This window comes from Chitinophaga alhagiae (assembly GCF_003568665.1).
In the GTDB taxonomy this organism is placed as follows: domain Bacteria; phylum Bacteroidota; class Bacteroidia; order Chitinophagales; family Chitinophagaceae; genus Chitinophaga; species Chitinophaga alhagiae.
Map to the genome: position 1 here is coordinate 176,919 of NZ_QXMH01000004.1, position 16,607 is coordinate 193,525.

The window sequence follows — 16,607 nt, forward strand, 5'->3', positions numbered from 1 at the left end:
CGCTCAACCGGCGCGCCTTTCTTTTTTATTCCCTTCGTTCATTAACTTTTGTATTTTAGAGAACAATTCCATGTCATGACACAGTTCAACATCAACCGCCGCCACTTTCTCAAAGGCGCCACTGCTTCCCTTGTGCTTTCTTCCTTAGGCGCGCACGCGCTGGATTTCCTGCATCCCGCCAAAACCCTGCGGGTAGGCCTCATCGGCGCCGGCTGGTACGGTAAAAGCGACCTGTTCCGCCTGATACAGATAGCGCCGGTAGAAGTGATAGCGCTTTGCGACGTAGACAGCAACATGCTGAAAGAAGCCGGGGACATGGTGAGCAAACGGCAGAAATCCGGCAAAACGCCGCGGCTGTACGCCGATTACCGGAAAATGCTGGCCGAGCACGAACTGGACATTGTGCTGATAGGCTCCCCGGACCACTGGCACGCGCTGCAGGCCATTGAGGCCATGAAGGCCGGAGCGCATGTGTACGTGCAGAAACCCATTAGTGTAGACGTGCTGGAAGGTGAGGCCATGGTGGCCGCCGCCCGCAAATACAACCGCGTGGTGCAGGTAGGCACCCAGCGCAAAAGCACGCCCCACCTTATAGACGCCAAAAAGAACATTATAGATGCCGGCCTGCTGGGCAAAGTATCTCATGTAGAACTGTGCTGCTACTACCACATGCGCGCCAACGGCAACCCGGCGGTGCAGGCAGTGCCTGATTTCCTGGACTACGAAATGTGGACAGGCCCCGCGCCCCTCCGCCCGTACGACGGGTTGCCCCATACCCGCTGGTGGCGTACGTTTATGGAATACGGCAACGGCATTATGGGAGATATGTGCATTCACATGCTGGATACCGCCCGCTGGATGCTGCAACTGGGCTGGCCCAAACGCATCAGCTCTACCGGCGGCATTTACGTGCAGAAAGAAGGCAAATCGAACATTGCGGATACGCAAACCGCCCTGTTCGAGTATGACGATCTTACCTGCGTGTGGCAGCACCGCACCTGGGGCACGCCGGTTGACCCGGATTACCCCTGGGCCATGAAAATTTTTGGGGACAAGGGCACCCTTATGGCCAGCACCATGCGGTACGATTTTGTGCCGCAGGGCAAGGGCGAAAAGATCCATAAAGACGTGGTGTACGAAAAAGAAAAATACCCTGAAGATGTAAATGAGCCCCGTATAGAACTGAACGCGGCACCCGCCACCCGCCTGCACATGGTCAACTTCCTGGAGGCCATTGCTAAAAACGGCAGGCCCATAGCGGATATTGAAGAAGGCCACATTTCCACCGCCAGCTGCATTATTGCCAACCTCTCCATGCAAACCGGCCGGCCGCTGGTGTATGACCCAACTCAAAAGATCATTGTAGGGGACCGCGAAGCTACCGCGCTCTTGCAGCGGCCTTACCGGCAGCCGTGGCAGCACCCGGCAAAATGAGCCATTACCGTATCAGCGTTACCGTACCCTGGCGGCTGAAGCGGCGGCCCAGGTAATCCACGCCCTGCACCATCCACACATATGTGCCCATGGCGGCGGGCTGGCCTTTGAGCGTACCGTCCCAATACTGTTCCAGGGATTGGGTGGTGAATACTTCCCGGCCCCAGCGGTCCCACACCCTGAAAAAGTCCAGTTGCGGCACGCCCGGCGCTACCACCCGGAAGCGGTCGTTCACCCCGTCGTTATTCGGCGTAAAGGCGGTAGGCACATAAAATTCGGGGCCGGTGTATGCTTTTACCGCAATATCGTCTTCATCCCTGCAACCCTCCGGAGAAGTAACCGTTACCCTGAATACCTGGTCTTTTTCCAGCTGCGCCAGGGGGTCTGCAATATGGGGATTGCTGAGGCCCGTGGCCGGTTGCCAGGTATAGTGCAGGCCTTCTCCATTGGCGGTGGCATTGAGCTGCAGGGGCTGGCCTTTGGCCACCAGCGTGTCCCTGCCGGCAAAGAGCTGCAGGTCTATTACCGCAACATGCGCGTCTGCCGCCGCCGCCGCGCAACCGTTGCTGCTTACGGCGTGCAGCCGGGCGGCATGTTTTCCGCCGGCCGCATAGGTATAGGATACATGCTGGTTGCGCAAGGTATCACCTGCCTCAAAGGCCCAGTACCATTCCGCTATGGCAATGGCGGGCGTTTCATTGACCCCATTGAACTCCACCGCGTCACCGATGCATACATTACGGGCGTGCGCGCTGACAACGGGAGAAGGGAAAACGCGCAGCAGCTTGTTCACCTTGCCCGCGCAGCCTTCCTTGCTCACCACTTCCAGCTCCACGGGGTAGTCTCCCGGGGTTGTGTATGGCGCAACGGGGTGCTGCGCCGCGGCCGTTTGGCCGTTGCCCCAGTTCCAGCGCCATGTTTCCAGGGTGCCCACGCTCACGGCGGAAGCATCTTTCATTTGCTGCGGGTCTCCCAGGCACAGCTGCCCCGGCGTAAAATCCGCCACGGGGTAAGAACCAATGGTAACGGTGCTTCTCAGCGTATCGGAAATACAGCCGCTGTTGTCTTCTATCACCAGCTTCACATCATACAAACCGGGAGCGGCGTAAAGATGCGGGGCCGGCTGGGCGTCTGAAGAAATGGTGCCGTCCCCGAGGTCCCAGCGGCGGCGGGTGATCACGCCGAAGGAGCTGGAATTGTCAACGAATTTCACCGGCGTACCGTCGCACAGTATCTGCCCGCCGTCAAACGCATAGTCCGGCCGCAGCGCCGCGCAGAACTGCTGCACGTTGGAAGAGCCGCCGGTAGAGCCGGCAAAGCCCCAATACACCAGCGGGTCGTTGCCGAAAATATCCTGCACAATATCCTTTTGCACGGTAAGCCGCACCTCCCCGTCTACGCTCACTTCCAGCGTATGGGTGGCCGCGTCCCATTTAACGCGGAACAGGTGCCAGTTGCAATCTTCAATATTCTGGTTGCCTTCCACCAGCATCACCGGGCCGGCCAGGTTTTCCGGCGCAAGGTGGTCGGAGATGCCGTTCATCTGGATAGCCAGGTGGTCCCAGGGGGGATCGTTCTCCCCGTTATTCTGGTAAGTGTCTATCAAAATGCCCAGCGATGGGGAGATGCCCGCAAAACCCAGGCCCTGCCCGGTAGCGCCCAGGTTGGTGCCCTCGGTTTGCAGAATGAAGCCGATACCGTCCGCCCCGCTGCCGTCTTTGCAGCCCAGGTTCACATCAAATACATAATTGAAAGATCGGGAGAGGTCTATCTTGTTCTTGTTCCAGACGGTGCCGCTGGTGTTCTGCACATCTTCCGTCAGCACATAACAATTACACGTCCGCTGCGTGGCAGCGCCATTCAGGATGTAAGGCTGCTGTAACTGGGCGGGGGCAGATCCGTAAAGGAACAGGATACAACTCAACAGGCAGAAAACACTTTTCATGAGCGGACATGCAGACGTTCAGACAAGATAAAACATCTTTGCCTGAAATCCGGGTTATCCTATGAAAAAGTCTAAATTCGCATGCAGCACTATTGTTGATCCGTGAAACGGATATGCAAACGCGATCAAGTTTATGGAATGGACCAATACCGCCACATACCAGGCAGCACAAAAAGTATCTGCCGATATTGAAGCACATTTTACCAGGCACCTGCAAACGGGCCGGGAGAACGGTGAGGAAGAACTGGCCACCGTGCCCGGCAGGGAACATATTGAGCTGATGATAGACGTGGCCTTCTGGGCCAGCCTGCGGCGGGAAGAAGGCATTCCCCCGCGCATATCCATGGCCTTCCTGCACCCATCGCAGGCGGGCAAACCGCTGCTGTTCGAGTTCCGCATTCCCCTTACCGCCAAAGCCCTTACCAAGCTGGCCCCGGGCGTTGAACGCCCCGGTGTGCACATCGGCATATGGCACGATGAAGAAGGGCTTTACATCTGGGGCACCACCATCCAGCTCCCCAACTTCTGTTTTGTGCTGGATGTGTCCGAACCGGGCCTGCTGGTAGTAAAACACCGCCGTGCCGCGGGTTTGGGCAAATTTACCAATGTGGCGGTACTGCGGGGGGACCAGGTGAAAGTGGTAGACGAGACCTGCGGCGTGAACATGGATTGCCCCGGCATACTTACCTCCCTGCTGGGCATCAACGCGTCCCCCTTATGGAACCACCCGGTGAACGTACTGATACAGATCGCCGTATCCATGCGCGCGCACAAGCGCGGCGGCATACTGCTGGTGGTGCCGGCAGGCGGGAACAACTGGAAAGATTCTATTGTACATCCCATGCAATACCCTGTGTCTCCCGCTTTCTCAGGCGTGGCGGACCTGATCCGGAAAGACAGCAACATTGTGAGTGAAATTTACTGGCAGAACGCCCTGCGGCGGGAAGTAGACAACGTGACCGGCCTCACGGCCGTTGACGGCGCCACCATTATCAACTACCAGCATGAGCTGCTGGCGTTCGGCGCCAAAATAACCCGCTCCTTCAATTCTACCGCCGTGGAAGAAGTGCTGCTCACAGAGCCTGTAATAGGCGGCAGTCCCGCCCTGCTGCACCCCTCCCGCATTGGCGGCACCCGCCACCTTTCCGCCGCGCAGTTTGTGCATGACCAGAAAGACGCGCTGGCGCTGGTGGCCTCGCAAGACGGGTATTTTACCGTGTTCTCCTGGTCTGCGCCCCGGCAACTCATTATGGCGCACCGGATCGATATCTTGCTGCTTTGAGGCAGCGTAATATGCCGCTGCAGGGGCCGCCAATATCCCGGTGTTCCAATGTCCATATCACCTACCCCTTCAGCTCCTCCACCGCCTCACCCAGCCGCCGGATGCGCCTGTTCCACAACGCCGCCAATATGATAAACTGGATGACCGTTGCCAATACCACCCAGCCCAGGATGATTTCCTTTTCCACCGTGAAAGTAATGGTGTAGGTAAAGAACAATAAAATACAGGCCATGCTCAGTACCCGGAGCGCTACAGACAATATGGCAAATGTTTTCAGCTGCCGCAGCCTGGCCGCCAGCGCCTGCTGCAGGCCCGCCGCTTTCACCGGCCGCTTGGCGTTGAAGTACCCGGCCAGCCCATGCAGCACCACCAGCAGCACACCGGCCACCAGCAAGGCGTTTAGCCAGAAGGGGCGGCGGTGCCCGTCAAACATGTTGTAATACACGGCCAGGAAGATGCTGAACAGCAGGCTTTCGATGATAACCTGCCGCCGCAGCTGTTTCAGTACCGGATGTTGCCCTTCCTGCAACATGCCGCGTAATTCCTGCGGTTGTTTTTCACTGCCCGGCAAATGCTGCCAGGCTGATCTTAATGCGTCCATATTTTTGCGAGTTTTTGTTTGATGCGGTTAAGCCTCACGCCCACGTTGTTTTCAGTGATGCCGGTGATGGCGGCTATTTCGCGGTAGCTGAGGTCTTCCAGGTAAAGGGCGATGAGCGCTTTCTCCCCGTTGTTCAGCTTTTTGAGCGCCTGCAGCAGTTCTTCCTGCGCCGGGTTGCCCGGCCCCGGGCCCACGGCATGCTCGGGCAGCACGGCCGTATAAACAATGCGCGGCTGCTTTTTGCGGTAGGCGGCAATGGCCGTGGTAAGGGCCACGCGGTACAGCCAGGTGCTGAAGCCGGCGCGGCCGCTGTAGCCGGGCAGCGATTTCCAGAGCTGGTACACAATTTCCTGGAAAAGGTCTTCACGGTCCTCCCGGCTATCCCGGTAGAGCCTGCATATTTTGGCAATGATACCCTGGTGTTGCCCTATCAGGGCTATAAACTCCGTTTCGTTCATACAGGGTGATTAGTTGCGGGAAATGTAAAAAACTTACAGCAGGCAGAAAAAAGGTCAGTGATTTTTATTCTATATTGAGCACAGATATGACGCAAAGTACAATAGACAGTTTAAAGGAAGCCCTCCGGCTTTCGCCGGAGAACGTGCCGCTGCGCCTGCATTTGGCGGAAACGCTGCTGCAGCTGGACCGCCTGGATGAGGCGGAGAAAGAATACCGGGAAGCCCTCTCCCGCGAAAACAACGAGAAGGGCCTGATGGGCCTGGCCACCGTGTATTTCAAAAAAGAAGCCTACGCTACCTGCAATGTGATACTGGAAGACATGCTCAAGCAAAACCCGGACAACCTGAACGTGCTGGTGCTCTACGCCCGCTCCTCTCTCCGGGAAAATGCCTGGGAAAACGCGCGAGACACTTACCAGCACATCCTGCAGCTCCACCCCGGCTTTACCGATGCCGAGCTGGACGCCAAGCTGCGGGTGAAGGGCCTCTACAACCCGGAAGAGGAGGAAGAAGGCGAAGAAGACGACCTTTCCTTCTTCATGCAGAAGCCAGACATCAACTTCTCTCACGTGAGCGGCATGGAACAGGTCAAAAAAGAGATCGACATCAAGATCATACAACCGCTCAGGCACCCGGACCTCTACAAGGCCTACGGCAAAAAGACCGGCGGCAGCATATTGCTCTACGGCCCTCCCGGCTGCGGAAAGACCATGATAGCCAGGGCTACGGCCGGCCAGGTAAACGCGCCGTTCATTTCCGTTGGGCTGAACGAGATACTGGACATGTGGGTGGGCAACAGCGAAAAGAACCTGCACAACATTTTTGAGTATGCCCGCAACAATACGCCCTGCGTGCTCTTTTTTGACGAAATAGACGCCCTCGGCGCCAGCCGGAGTGACATGAAGCAGTCCGCCGGCCGCAACCTCATCAACCAGTTCCTACAGGAGCTGGACGGTGTGGAGCATACCAACGAAGGCATCCTGATACTCGGCGCCACCAACCTGCCCTGGCATCTCGATCCCGCCTTCCGCCGCCCCGGCCGCTTTGACCGGATGATATTTGTGCCCCCGCCAGACCAGCCGGCCAGGAGCGCCATGCTGCAAAGTAAATTAGCAGGAAAACCTATAGAAAATATTGATTTCGAACAACTTGCCAAGAATACGCCTGAGTTCTCCGGAGCGGATATTGAAGCGGTGATAGATATGGCGATTGAAGAAAAACTGGAAGCCTCTTTCAAAGACGGCATTCCTCAACCGATCAAAACAAAAGACCTGCTGGGCGCCGTGAAAAAACATAAGGCCAGCACCCGGGAATGGTTTTCCATTGCCAAGAACTTTGCCCTGTACGCCAATGATTCCGGGCTGTATGACGACATCCTTCATTACCTGAAAATCAAGAAATAGATGACTGACCAAATGATACAGCGCGCCACGGTGCTTTTGCAGCAGCGGAAGTTCAAAGAAGCGGAAGTCATACTGGGCAGGCTGATCACGGAAAACCCGCATAACATTGACGTGATGGCGCTGTACGCGGAATCGCTGCTGCAGCAGGATAAATATGACAAGGCCATGGAAGTGGTGAACAACGCCATTGGCCTTTTCCCGGATGTGCCGCATTTCTTCTACCAGCGGGCCCGGCTGCGGATCTACGAAAACCGGCAGTATGACGAAGCCGAGAAAGACCTGCAGCAGGCCATTACGCTCAACCCGCAGGAAGCCGATTATTTTGCGCTGTACGCTCTCATAAAAATAGACCGCAAACAATTCCAGCAGGCGCTGGAGCTGGCAGAAACCGGCCTGGAGGCAGACCCGGAAAACATACAGGCCCTCAACGCCCGCAGCACCGCCCTGCTGAAACTGGGCCGCACGGCGGAATCTTTCAACAGCATAGACGGCGCCTTCCGGCACGATCCCCACAACGCCTATACCCATGCCAACCACGGCTGGGGCCTGCTCGAAAAAGGCTCCGCCCGCGAGGCCCTGCAGCATTTTACCGAAGCCCTCCGGATAGATCCCAACATGGAGCTGGCCCAGGCCGGCATGGCGGAAGCCCTGAAAGCCCGGTACTTCATTTACCGGATCTTCATGAAGTTCTACTTCTGGATGGGCAATCTCACGGCCAAATACCAATGGGGCGTGATCATCGGATTATATTTGATTTCCAAGATATTACAGGGCGTTGCCAGAACTTATCCTTCAACAGAGCCTTACGTATTGCCCGTCATCATATTGCTGGTGGCCTTTGCTTTTTCCACCTGGATCATTTCGCCGCTCAGCAACCTCTTCCTGCGGCTCAACAAATACGGCAGGCACCTGCTGGACAGGAACGAGGCCCTCTCCTCCAACTTTGTTGGCATCAGCCTGCTGCTGGCCGCGGCCGGCGGTGTGGGCGCCCTGGTAACCGGCAACGCCGGCTGGGTGCTCCTGCTATTTTACGGCCTTACCATGATGATGCCGCTGGGCGCCATGTTCTCTCCCCGGCGCAAACGCCAGGTGCTGGTGATCTATACAGCGGCGCTGGCGGCCGCTGGCGCTGTGGCCATTGCCCTTGCCTTCAGCGGCGGCAGCCCATGGAACATTTTCAGCATTGTTTACGCAGGCGGCCTGCTGCTGTTCCAGTGGGTGGCCAACGCCATCATGATCAAACAAAATAACCGCTAACAACATGAGCAGCACCAAACCCGTATCTTTCCAGGATTTGCCTTCCCGCCAAACCGTACCCGGCATGACCGGCCGTTTCATTCACGGGGAACAGCATACGCTCGCCTACTGGGAAGCCAAAGCCGGCACCATATTGCCGGTACATGAACACATGCATGAACAGATGACCTACGTGCTGTCCGGCACGCTTGAAATGGAGCTGAACGGCATAAAACACACGCTGCATGCGCACGATGTGGTGGTCATACCCGCCCATACGCCGCACGGCGGGTTTGCCGTTACAGACTGCCGGCTGATAGATTCTTTTGCCCCCGTCAGGGAAGATTATAAATAAATTATGCGCCACCTTTTTTATTGTTTCCTATGCTGCTGCCTGCCGGTACTGGCCGCCGGGCAGGATACGCTGTTCCGCTTTGCCCTGGTAACAGACACGCATGTAGGCGTGCAAACCGGGCAGGAAGACCTGGAACGCACTATTGCCGACCTCAACGCCCAGCCGCAGCTGGAGTTTGTGGTATTCTCCGGGGATGTAACGGAGTTTGGTACGGACGAAGAGCTGCAACTGGCCAAAAGCATCATCAGCCGCCTGCAGAAACCCTGGTACATCATTCCCGGCAACCACGATACCAAGTGGTCTGAAAGCGGCTGCAACAGCTTCCGTACCGTATTCGGCAACGAGACCTTCAGCTTTGTACACAAGGGTTACTGGTTCCTGGGCACCAACTGCGGCCCCAATATGCGGATGGGCCCCGGGCAGGTACCGCGGGAAAACCTGGTGTGGCTGGACGCGCAGCTGAAACAGCCCAAATACAAAGGCCTGCCCATCATCTACATCAACCACTACCCGCAAGACGAAGGCCTGAACAACTGGTTTGACGTGCTGGACCGCCTGCGCAACCGGGACGTAAAAGTGATGCTTTGCGGCCATGGCCATGCCAACAAGGCCTATACCTGGGAAGGGAAGCCCGGCGTGATGTGCCGCTCCAACCTCAGGGCCAAAGCGCCTGTTGGCGGGTATAACATCGTTTCCCTCACCGCGGACTCCATTTATTTCAATGAACGTACGCCCGGCGCAGCCACCCTGCCCGCCTGGCACCGCGTGGCGCTGCAGGGCAGCCAATGGGCACAAAACCCGCCCCGCCCGTCTTATGCCGTGAACGATACTTTCCCGCAGGTAAAAGTGAAATGGATGGTGCAGGAAGCCGGGGACATGGGCAGCGCCGTGGCCATCAACGGCAACCAGGTGATCTACACCAATACCAATGGAGACATTGCCGCCGTACAACTAACCACCAGCAAAAAACAATGGCGGTTCCGCACCGGCGGAAAAATATACGCCACCCCGTTAGTATACAACGGGTACGTGGTGGTGCCCTCTACAGACGGTTATGTATACTGCCTGCGCGCCGCCAGCGGCCGCCTTGCCTGGAAGCGGCCCACCGGCAAGGCCATTGTGGCCTCCGCCGCCCGGTATAAAGAGCTGGCCATCATAGCCGGGTCAGACGGCCATTGCCGCGCCTGGCACATTCCCAGCGGAGAACAACGCTGGGATTTTGACAGCGTGAAAGGTTTTGTGGAAACAAGGCCGCTGGTGTACCATGGCAAGGTGTACTTCGGCTCCTGGGGCAACACCTTCTACGCGCTGAACGCGGAAACCGGCGCCCCGGCCTGGAGCTGGACAAACGGCGCCGCCAGCCGCATGATGTCTCCCGCCGCCGTATGGCCCGTAGCCGTAGACGGCAAGGCCTTCCTGGTAAGCCCTGACCGGTATATGACCGTGCTGGACACCGAAACCGGCCAGGCCATCTGGCGGGTGCAAGACCCTGCCAACAACGTGCGCGAGTCCCTTGGTATCTCCGCAGACAGCAACCGCATTTACGCCAAAACCATGCAGGGCTACGTGATTGCGCTGAACGCGCGCAGCCGGGAGCGGGAGCTGGTCTGGAAATCGCCGCTGGCGCTGGGGTACGAGATATGCCCTTCGCCCATCAACGAGTATAACGGCATTGTGTATGTAGCCGGGCAATCAGGCGTGGTCACCGCGCTGTCTGCCAAAGACGGCAGCAGGGCGTGGCAGCATAAGTTTTCCAATTGCCTGGTGAATACGGTGCAGCCGGTAGATGAACGGACGGTGATCGCGTCTGCTATGGACGGGAAGCTGATCTGTTTGGAAGTGGCCGGGAAATAACCAATTGACCAGAACAATTGACCTGGTTTGCGCGGTGTAAACCATGGCTGCACCAGACCTGTGGAAGGTCAAGCTGGAGGCAAAAGTGATACTATTTTACCATCGCCTCCCCGGTTTTATCCTTCGCTTCTCGTTCGCTTCTCCTTCGCTTCTCGTTCGCTTGAGGTTCGGTCAGGTACCTACATGAAAATAATATCACTTTATACCTGTTCGAACGCCTTGGGGTATACTACCCTGCCCGCCGCTCCTGCCAGGGCGCCCGGCTGCAGTTCTATGGCCATAAAGACCTCATCGGGCACTTCATAAGTAGTAGTAAGCCCCCACCGGGACGCGGGCGCAAACCCGAATTTAGGGTAGTACTGCGCATGGCCCAGCACTATCACGGAACCGTAGCCCAGCTCCCGGGCCACTTCCAGCCCATGGCGCACCAGTTGGCCGCCTACACCGGCATATTGCAGGTCTGGCGTAACAGATACCGGCGCCAGGGCCAGGCTTTCCACCTCCCCGCCAGCCCCGGTCATAATTTTCAGTTTCGTAAAAAGGATATGCCCGATGATGGCGCCATCCAGCACGGCCACCAGGGAAAGTGCAGGAATGTAATGTTCACTTTGCCGGAGAAGGTCTACCAGCCTGCCTTCGTTTTCCTGCCCGAATGCGGCGGCGTGGAGGGAATAAACAACGGGGATGTCTTGCTCCTGTTCAGCACGTATATCTATTTTCATACATGCAAAATAAGTATATTTAGCGGTTATGGGAAAAGGACGCAAGCAGAAGAGGCAGGCACGTGAGTGGAGTGCGGCCAAAGAACCGGCAGATAAAAGATACGACACCCTGTATTCGTTCGTATTTTTTGCCGGGGGCCTTTTATTGGCGGCAGCCTCCTTTCTGATCCAAGATACTTTTATGCCCGCCGGGGATTGGCTGGCCATCGCGCTTGCAGGCAGCCTGATAGCGCTGATAATCCGTCCCAGGCTTGAACACCTGAACACTTTTATCCGTTCAATATACCTGATTGTCACCCTTGTTGCCGGAATTGGCGGTACATTGTTTGCCCTAAGTGCTACCAACTATTATGGCAGGGGCAACACTACTCACAAGGTTTACTTGCCAATCCTGGAAAAAGGCGCCGTGAAGGGCAGCAAAAGCCGCTGCTGGAGTCCGTACGGCGTAGTTTTACTCAACGGCGTTACACGGCGGATAAGGTTTTTCTGCAACCAGGCCACAGAAATGGAGCAAGCACAGACTATTGAATTGACCCTGGCCGAAGGCGCGCTGGGGTATCCTGTTATCATGCATAAAAAACTATGGCCCTACCATTTCTCTCCCCGCCCTTAAATTCCTCCCCCGCTTAAAGAATTGTTAAAATCACACTTCTTCCCCCGGTTCATGATAAATGTCACCCCCGCTCCTCACCGATTCCGTAAATTCGCAGTACACCAAAACGCAAAGCAATGAAAAGATTCTTTCTCTCACTGTCCATCCTGGGCATGGGCTTATTTAGCGCCACTGCCTTTGCTCAAAATGGCGTTTACCTGACCGCAGAGGATTTTGCCAATAAAGAATTGCGTTACGATGATGTGAATGCGCACATCCCGTTCCGGTACGGAAAAGTGAAAGTGACTGACGGCAACAAAAAGCTGCTGCTTGACAAAAACGACGTGTACGGCTACCGCCAGGGCAACCAGGACTACCGGATCATTGGCAACAACGCCTACAAGGTGCTGGATGCCGAACATTTCCACATTTACAGCCGCCAGGTGGAAACCTCCAAAGGCAAAGGCCGCATTACTGAAACACAGTATTATTTCAGCGCGGAGCCGGGCAGTGAGCTGCAGCCCCTCACCATCGCCAACCTGAAAAAGGCCTTTCCTGACAATGACAGGTTCCACCAGTTGCTGGACCTCCAGTTCCGCCACAACAATGAACTGGCCTGGTACGACGATTATGCAAAGAAGTTCAAGATCAAATCCATATACACTCAATCGATCTAGTTGTTTTTAAGGTTATCAGTTGATGACGGGCGCCTTTGCGGCGCCCGTTTTTTGTTGCACAGGCATGCTTTTTTTCCTATTTTGTCCACCTAACCCGGAAACAACATATTGTGCAACTTCTCCCATGTTTACTCATCTGCCTTTGCTGCCTGCAACTGTCTGCGCAGAAAAAGAACGATGCTTACCAGCTCCACATCCGCAAAGCCACTTCCCCTGTCAAGATAGACGGCGTTATTGACGAGCAGGCCTGGGCCGATGCAGAAACGGCCACGGACTTTTTCATGATACTGCCTATGGACACCAGCTTTGCGGAGGTACGCACGGATGTGCGCATGGTGTACGACCAGCAGAACATCTACCTGCTGGTGGAAAACTTCAACGGCGTACCCGGCCCTTACATGGTAGAGTCTCTCCGGCGCGATTTTGCCTTCCTGAAAAACGACAACTTCCTGCTTTTCATGGACCCGTTCGACGATCAGACCAACGGTTTCTCCTTTGGCGCCAACGCCGCCGGAGCGCAGTGGGACGGGTTGATGTACGATGGCGGCAAGGTAGACCTGAGCTGGGACAACAAATGGCACTCCGTGGTAAAGAACTACCCGGATAAATGGGTGTTTGAAGCGGTGATCCCCTTCAAGTCCATCCGCTATAAAAAAGGCATTACCCGCTGGGGCATCAACTTTGGCCGGAACGACCTGAAGACCACAGAAAAAAGCAGCTGGGCGCCTGTGCCCCGGCAATTCCCGTCCGCTTCGCTGGCCTACACGGGCGTGCTGGTGTGGGATGTGCCGCCGCCAGACCCGGGGCCCAACATTTCCCTGATACCCTACCTGCTGGGCGGCGTCAACAAAGACTACCAGTCCGGCAAACCGGAAAAATGGCGTGGGGACGCGGGGCTGGACGCCAAAATAGCCGTTACGTCCTCCCTCAACCTGGACCTTACGGTGAACCCTGATTTTTCGCAGGTAGACGTAGACAAGCAGGTGACCAACCTGGACCGTTTTGAGCTTTTTTTCCCGGAGCGGCGGCAGTTCTTTCTCGAAAACGGCGACCAGTTCACCAACTTCGGGTATGCGGGCATCCGCCCCTTCTTTTCGCGGCGTATAGGCCTGGGCGTGCCCATCCACTTTGGGGCGCGTTTAAGCGGCAAGCTGAATAAAGACTGGCGCCTGGGGGTGATGAACATGCAAACAGGCAGCCAGTCCGCTACCGCCCTGCCGGCCCAGAACTTCACCGTGGCCGCGCTGCAGCGGCGGGTGTTTGCCCGCTCCAACGTAGGCTTTCTGGCCATCAACAAAGAATCTATCAACTACCACCCTGAAAAAGCGGCGCCGGGCGAGCCGGTGTACTCCCGCTATAACCGCAACTTCGGGCTGGAATACAACCTGGCCTCCGCCAATAACTTCTGGACGGGCAAGGCCATGGTGCTGAAGTCTTTCAGTCCGGGTAAAACCGGGCGGGACTGGGCGCATGCCGCCAACCTGCAATACACCAGCCGCAAATGGAACATCAGCTGGCAGCATGAGTACGTGGGCAAAAACTATACGGCGGAAGTAGGGTACGTGCCGCGGCAGGGGTACATCAAGCTGATGCCGCAGGTCACCCATCTTTTCTTTCCCAAAAGCGGGCCGGTGCTGAGCCACGGCCCCCAGCTCACGTCTACCAGTTTTTTTGACGAACAGATGCGGCATACGGACAATGAGCTGCTGGCCTCTTACGGCCTGGTGTTCCGCAGCAGGAACACGCTCACGCTCTGGGGCTCCAACACCTACATCAGGCTGCTGCAGCCGTTTGACCCGGTCAATGTGGGGAAAGACAGCCTGGTGGCCGGCACCCGGCACCACTGGAACACGGTGGGCGCGGATTATGTGTCCAAACCGCAAAGCCTGTTCACCTATGCTCTCAGCGCCCGCTACGGCGGCTACTATGCGGACGGGCGCCGCCTTACGCTGGGCGGGGAGTTTGGTTACCGCTTCCAGCCGTATGTCAGCATTGCCCTCAGCGCCAACTACAACAAGCTGGACCTGCCGCAGCCCTGGGGCCTGAACGATTTCTGGCTGGTGGGCCCCCGGCTGGACGTGACCATGACCAATACGCTCTTCTTTACCGGTTTTATGCAGTATAACGAACAGATGAAGAACATGAACCTGAACACCCGCTTCCAGTGGCGTTACCGGCCTGCGTCAGACCTTTTTATCGTATATACGGACAACTACCTGCCGGAGCCTTTCTTTGTTAAGAACCGCGCCCTGGTGGTAAAGCTCGTGTACTGGCTGAACATATAATTTTTGACGGAATCAGGCAACTATCATAACTTACAACAGTTGCAACCCCGTTAGCCAATACTGACCTGCTTCCCCGGTTACCTGACTATCTATCAACCACAAAAACATAAACTGTATGTCCTATTACAAGATCTTCCCCAGTACCCGCCTGAAGGGCAAGCTGAAGGGCATTGAATCCCTGGAGCTGTCTTACGCTACCTATCTCCTTTCCATTGTCTGGCCAAAAAATGAATACTGCCTGCTGTCTACCCTGCAGCTGCGGTTTGACAATGCGTCTAACTGGATAGTGGTAGACAGCAAGGTAGGTTCCCACCTCGGCGAGATCACCATCAAACTGGGAACGTTCAGCCCCGAAGAGCAACTGCAGCTGTTCTGGATCATCAACGCCCCGCTCACCAAAATTTCCGCGCTGGCCATCTACCTCGTTAACCTTGATACCAAACAGATGATCAAGGTAAAGCCGGAAGACGGCGTTAAAACGATTGACAAAGGGAAAGAGTGGATGGATGAAAGAAAAGACATTCAGTTATTCTAAAACAGGCTTTCATGAAAACACCGCTCATCACCCTCGCCTTCCTGCTCACGGGCCTGTTGGCCCGCTCGCAAGACACGCTGAGAACAACCCTGGTTGATTCCGTAAGGGCAGCTGCCCCCAGGTACGTCAACGACGTAACGGCCAATACCCTTTCACAGGCGCAGCTGTTCAGCGAAGTAGACCCCACCGGTTACGATCTTTTAAACGCCAACCTCAGCTTTTCGGATAAAGACCAGGTGCAGAAAATAGGCTTCTCTCCCCTGCGGTTGCTGAACACCTACTACGGCATTTTCTCCAACCTGCGCCTGAATATTTCCCACAAAGGCGGCGCCCTCACGTCGGGCCTGAGCCTGGGGTATGACAATACCGCTTACGATTCCCGCCGCGTTCAACGGCTTTTTGATGAATTTTCAAGCGCAGTGCGGCAGTTGCCCGCTATGGGGCCACGCCAGGCAGATGAATCGCTAAACGAATACCGGGAACGGGAGTACAAACATTACAAAACACAGCTAGACTCCATGGCCGGCCAGTTTGACGAAAAGCGGCTGCGCCACATCGTAAAAATTTCAGGCGGATATAATGCGCAGTTCTTTTCCGTATTGCGCAGCAAGTCAGACAACAGCAACTTTGACAGCCTGAACTACCACGGCTTCAAGGGCCATAATTTTTTCATCAGCGGCAGCTATAGCCTCCGCAACGGCTGGCTGAACGTTAACGGCGGCTACAACTATTTCAACAAACGGAAGGCGGCAGACTCCCTGCAGCAGCGCAACCGTTACAACGGCTGGTCTTTCGGCATTTCAAAACGCGTGGTGCGGCTCATCAGCGAAGAGCAGCTGAAGAAGAAGGATTTTTACATCAATTCCCGTTTCATTCCCTCGCTGTACGTTGGTTTTGCGTATGAACAGGCTGATTACCTGGGAGACAATTATCTTTTCGCGGAAGACAACGCCAAACACGTAAGGGTCTATACGCCGTTCATAGACGTGGCCTTGAGCCCCGCGGCCCAGTTCCGCCTGGCCATTCCCATCAGGCGAACAGATGAATATGTGGCCAACACCAAAGGGGAGCTGGTGGGCGCCGTGCTGCAGTTCAACTACAAGCTCATCAACCTGAACTGACCGTCATCCTTCTTAACCGCTTAAAAAGAAGAAAGGGGCATGGCATATTCAATACACCATGCCCCTGTTCTGGCCCTACCTGCACCCTGCTTATGCAACCAAAACAA

The 16,607-nt window shown here is 56.0% G+C and carries 15 protein-coding genes; 11 read left to right on the plus strand and 4 right to left on the minus strand.

The features are described 5' to 3' along the window. Positions 1-75 precede the first annotated feature (75 nt). Positions 76-1,434 (plus strand): Gfo/Idh/MocA family protein, encoded by a 1,359-nt coding sequence (locus D3A97_RS19990; RefSeq protein WP_119080324.1) that lies wholly within the window; start codon positions 76-78, stop codon positions 1,432-1,434. 4 nt (positions 1,435-1,438) lie between these two features. On the opposite strand, the gene D3A97_RS19995 is transcribed toward D3A97_RS19990, so the two are convergent. Further along, positions 1,439-3,379 (minus strand): lectin-like domain-containing protein, encoded by a 1,941-nt coding sequence (locus D3A97_RS19995; RefSeq protein WP_119080325.1) that lies wholly within the window; start codon positions 3,377-3,379, stop codon positions 1,439-1,441. 133 nt (positions 3,380-3,512) lie between these two features. Between D3A97_RS19995 and D3A97_RS20000 the strand changes: the two genes are divergently transcribed. Continuing rightward, the gene (locus D3A97_RS20000; RefSeq protein ID WP_119080326.1) at positions 3,513-4,661 is read left to right on the plus strand and encodes a putative sensor domain DACNV-containing protein; all 1,149 of its coding nucleotides are present in this window, start codon (positions 3,513-3,515) and stop codon (positions 4,659-4,661) included. A 61-nt stretch (positions 4,662-4,722) separates the two neighbouring features. Here the strand turns inward: D3A97_RS20000 and D3A97_RS20005 are convergent, their stop codons facing one another. Next, on the minus strand, positions 4,723-5,262 hold the full coding sequence (locus D3A97_RS20005) for a hypothetical protein (protein WP_157986649.1): 540 nt from the start codon (positions 5,260-5,262) through the stop codon (positions 4,723-4,725). Continuing rightward, positions 5,250-5,720 carry an RNA polymerase sigma factor gene (locus D3A97_RS20010; RefSeq protein WP_119080328.1) on the minus strand — a complete coding sequence of 157 codons (471 nt, stop codon included), beginning with the start codon at positions 5,718-5,720 and terminating at the stop codon, positions 5,250-5,252. The genes D3A97_RS20005 and D3A97_RS20010 overlap by 13 nt, the downstream gene beginning before the upstream one ends. An 86-nt stretch (positions 5,721-5,806) precedes the next feature. On the opposite strand from D3A97_RS20010, the gene D3A97_RS20015 reads away from it, so the two are divergent. Genes D3A97_RS20015 through D3A97_RS20030 form a run of 4 tightly spaced genes read left to right on the plus strand, consistent with a single transcriptional unit; the run spans position 5,807 to position 10,568 of the window. Further along, positions 5,807-7,123, plus strand: coding sequence for an ATP-binding protein (locus D3A97_RS20015; RefSeq protein ID WP_119080329.1), 1,317 nt, complete (start codon positions 5,807-5,809; stop codon positions 7,121-7,123). Further along, positions 7,124-8,380, plus strand: coding sequence for a tetratricopeptide repeat protein (locus D3A97_RS20020; protein WP_119080330.1), 1,257 nt, complete (start codon positions 7,124-7,126; stop codon positions 8,378-8,380). It abuts the gene before it with no gap. A gap of 4 nt (positions 8,381-8,384) precedes the next feature. Beyond that, positions 8,385-8,714 carry a cupin domain-containing protein gene (locus D3A97_RS20025; protein WP_119080331.1) on the plus strand — a complete coding sequence of 110 codons (330 nt, stop codon included), beginning with the start codon at positions 8,385-8,387 and terminating at the stop codon, positions 8,712-8,714. Between the two features lie 3 nt (positions 8,715-8,717). Beyond that, positions 8,718-10,568 (plus strand): outer membrane protein assembly factor BamB family protein, encoded by a 1,851-nt coding sequence (locus D3A97_RS20030; RefSeq protein ID WP_119080332.1) that lies wholly within the window; start codon positions 8,718-8,720, stop codon positions 10,566-10,568. Between the two features lie 200 nt (positions 10,569-10,768). Here the strand turns inward: D3A97_RS20030 and D3A97_RS20035 are convergent, their stop codons facing one another. Beyond that, positions 10,769-11,290 (minus strand): GNAT family N-acetyltransferase, encoded by a 522-nt coding sequence (locus tag D3A97_RS20035; protein WP_119080333.1) that lies wholly within the window; start codon positions 11,288-11,290, stop codon positions 10,769-10,771. A gap of 28 nt (positions 11,291-11,318) precedes the next feature. On the opposite strand from D3A97_RS20035, the gene D3A97_RS20040 reads away from it, so the two are divergent. The 5 genes from D3A97_RS20040 (at position 11,319) to D3A97_RS20060 (ending at position 16,500) form a co-directional block, all read left to right on the plus strand. After that, complete coding sequence (locus D3A97_RS20040) at positions 11,319-11,903, plus strand: hypothetical protein (RefSeq protein WP_119080334.1); 585 nt, start codon at positions 11,319-11,321, stop codon at positions 11,901-11,903. 116 nt (positions 11,904-12,019) lie between these two features. Then, on the plus strand, positions 12,020-12,559 hold the full coding sequence (locus D3A97_RS20045) for a hypothetical protein (protein ID WP_119080335.1): 540 nt from the start codon (positions 12,020-12,022) through the stop codon (positions 12,557-12,559). A 110-nt stretch (positions 12,560-12,669) separates the two neighbouring features. Next, positions 12,670-14,844, plus strand: coding sequence for a DUF5916 domain-containing protein (locus tag D3A97_RS20050; protein WP_232826027.1), 2,175 nt, complete (start codon positions 12,670-12,672; stop codon positions 14,842-14,844). 115 nt (positions 14,845-14,959) lie between these two features. Beyond that, positions 14,960-15,379, plus strand: a complete 420-nt coding sequence (locus D3A97_RS20055; protein ID WP_119080336.1) for a hypothetical protein — start codon at positions 14,960-14,962, stop codon at positions 15,377-15,379. Positions 15,380-15,390: 11 nt separating this feature from the next. Continuing rightward, the gene (locus tag D3A97_RS20060) at positions 15,391-16,500 is read left to right on the plus strand and encodes a hypothetical protein (protein ID WP_119080337.1); all 1,110 of its coding nucleotides are present in this window, start codon (positions 15,391-15,393) and stop codon (positions 16,498-16,500) included. Positions 16,501-16,607: the final 107 nt, after the last annotated feature.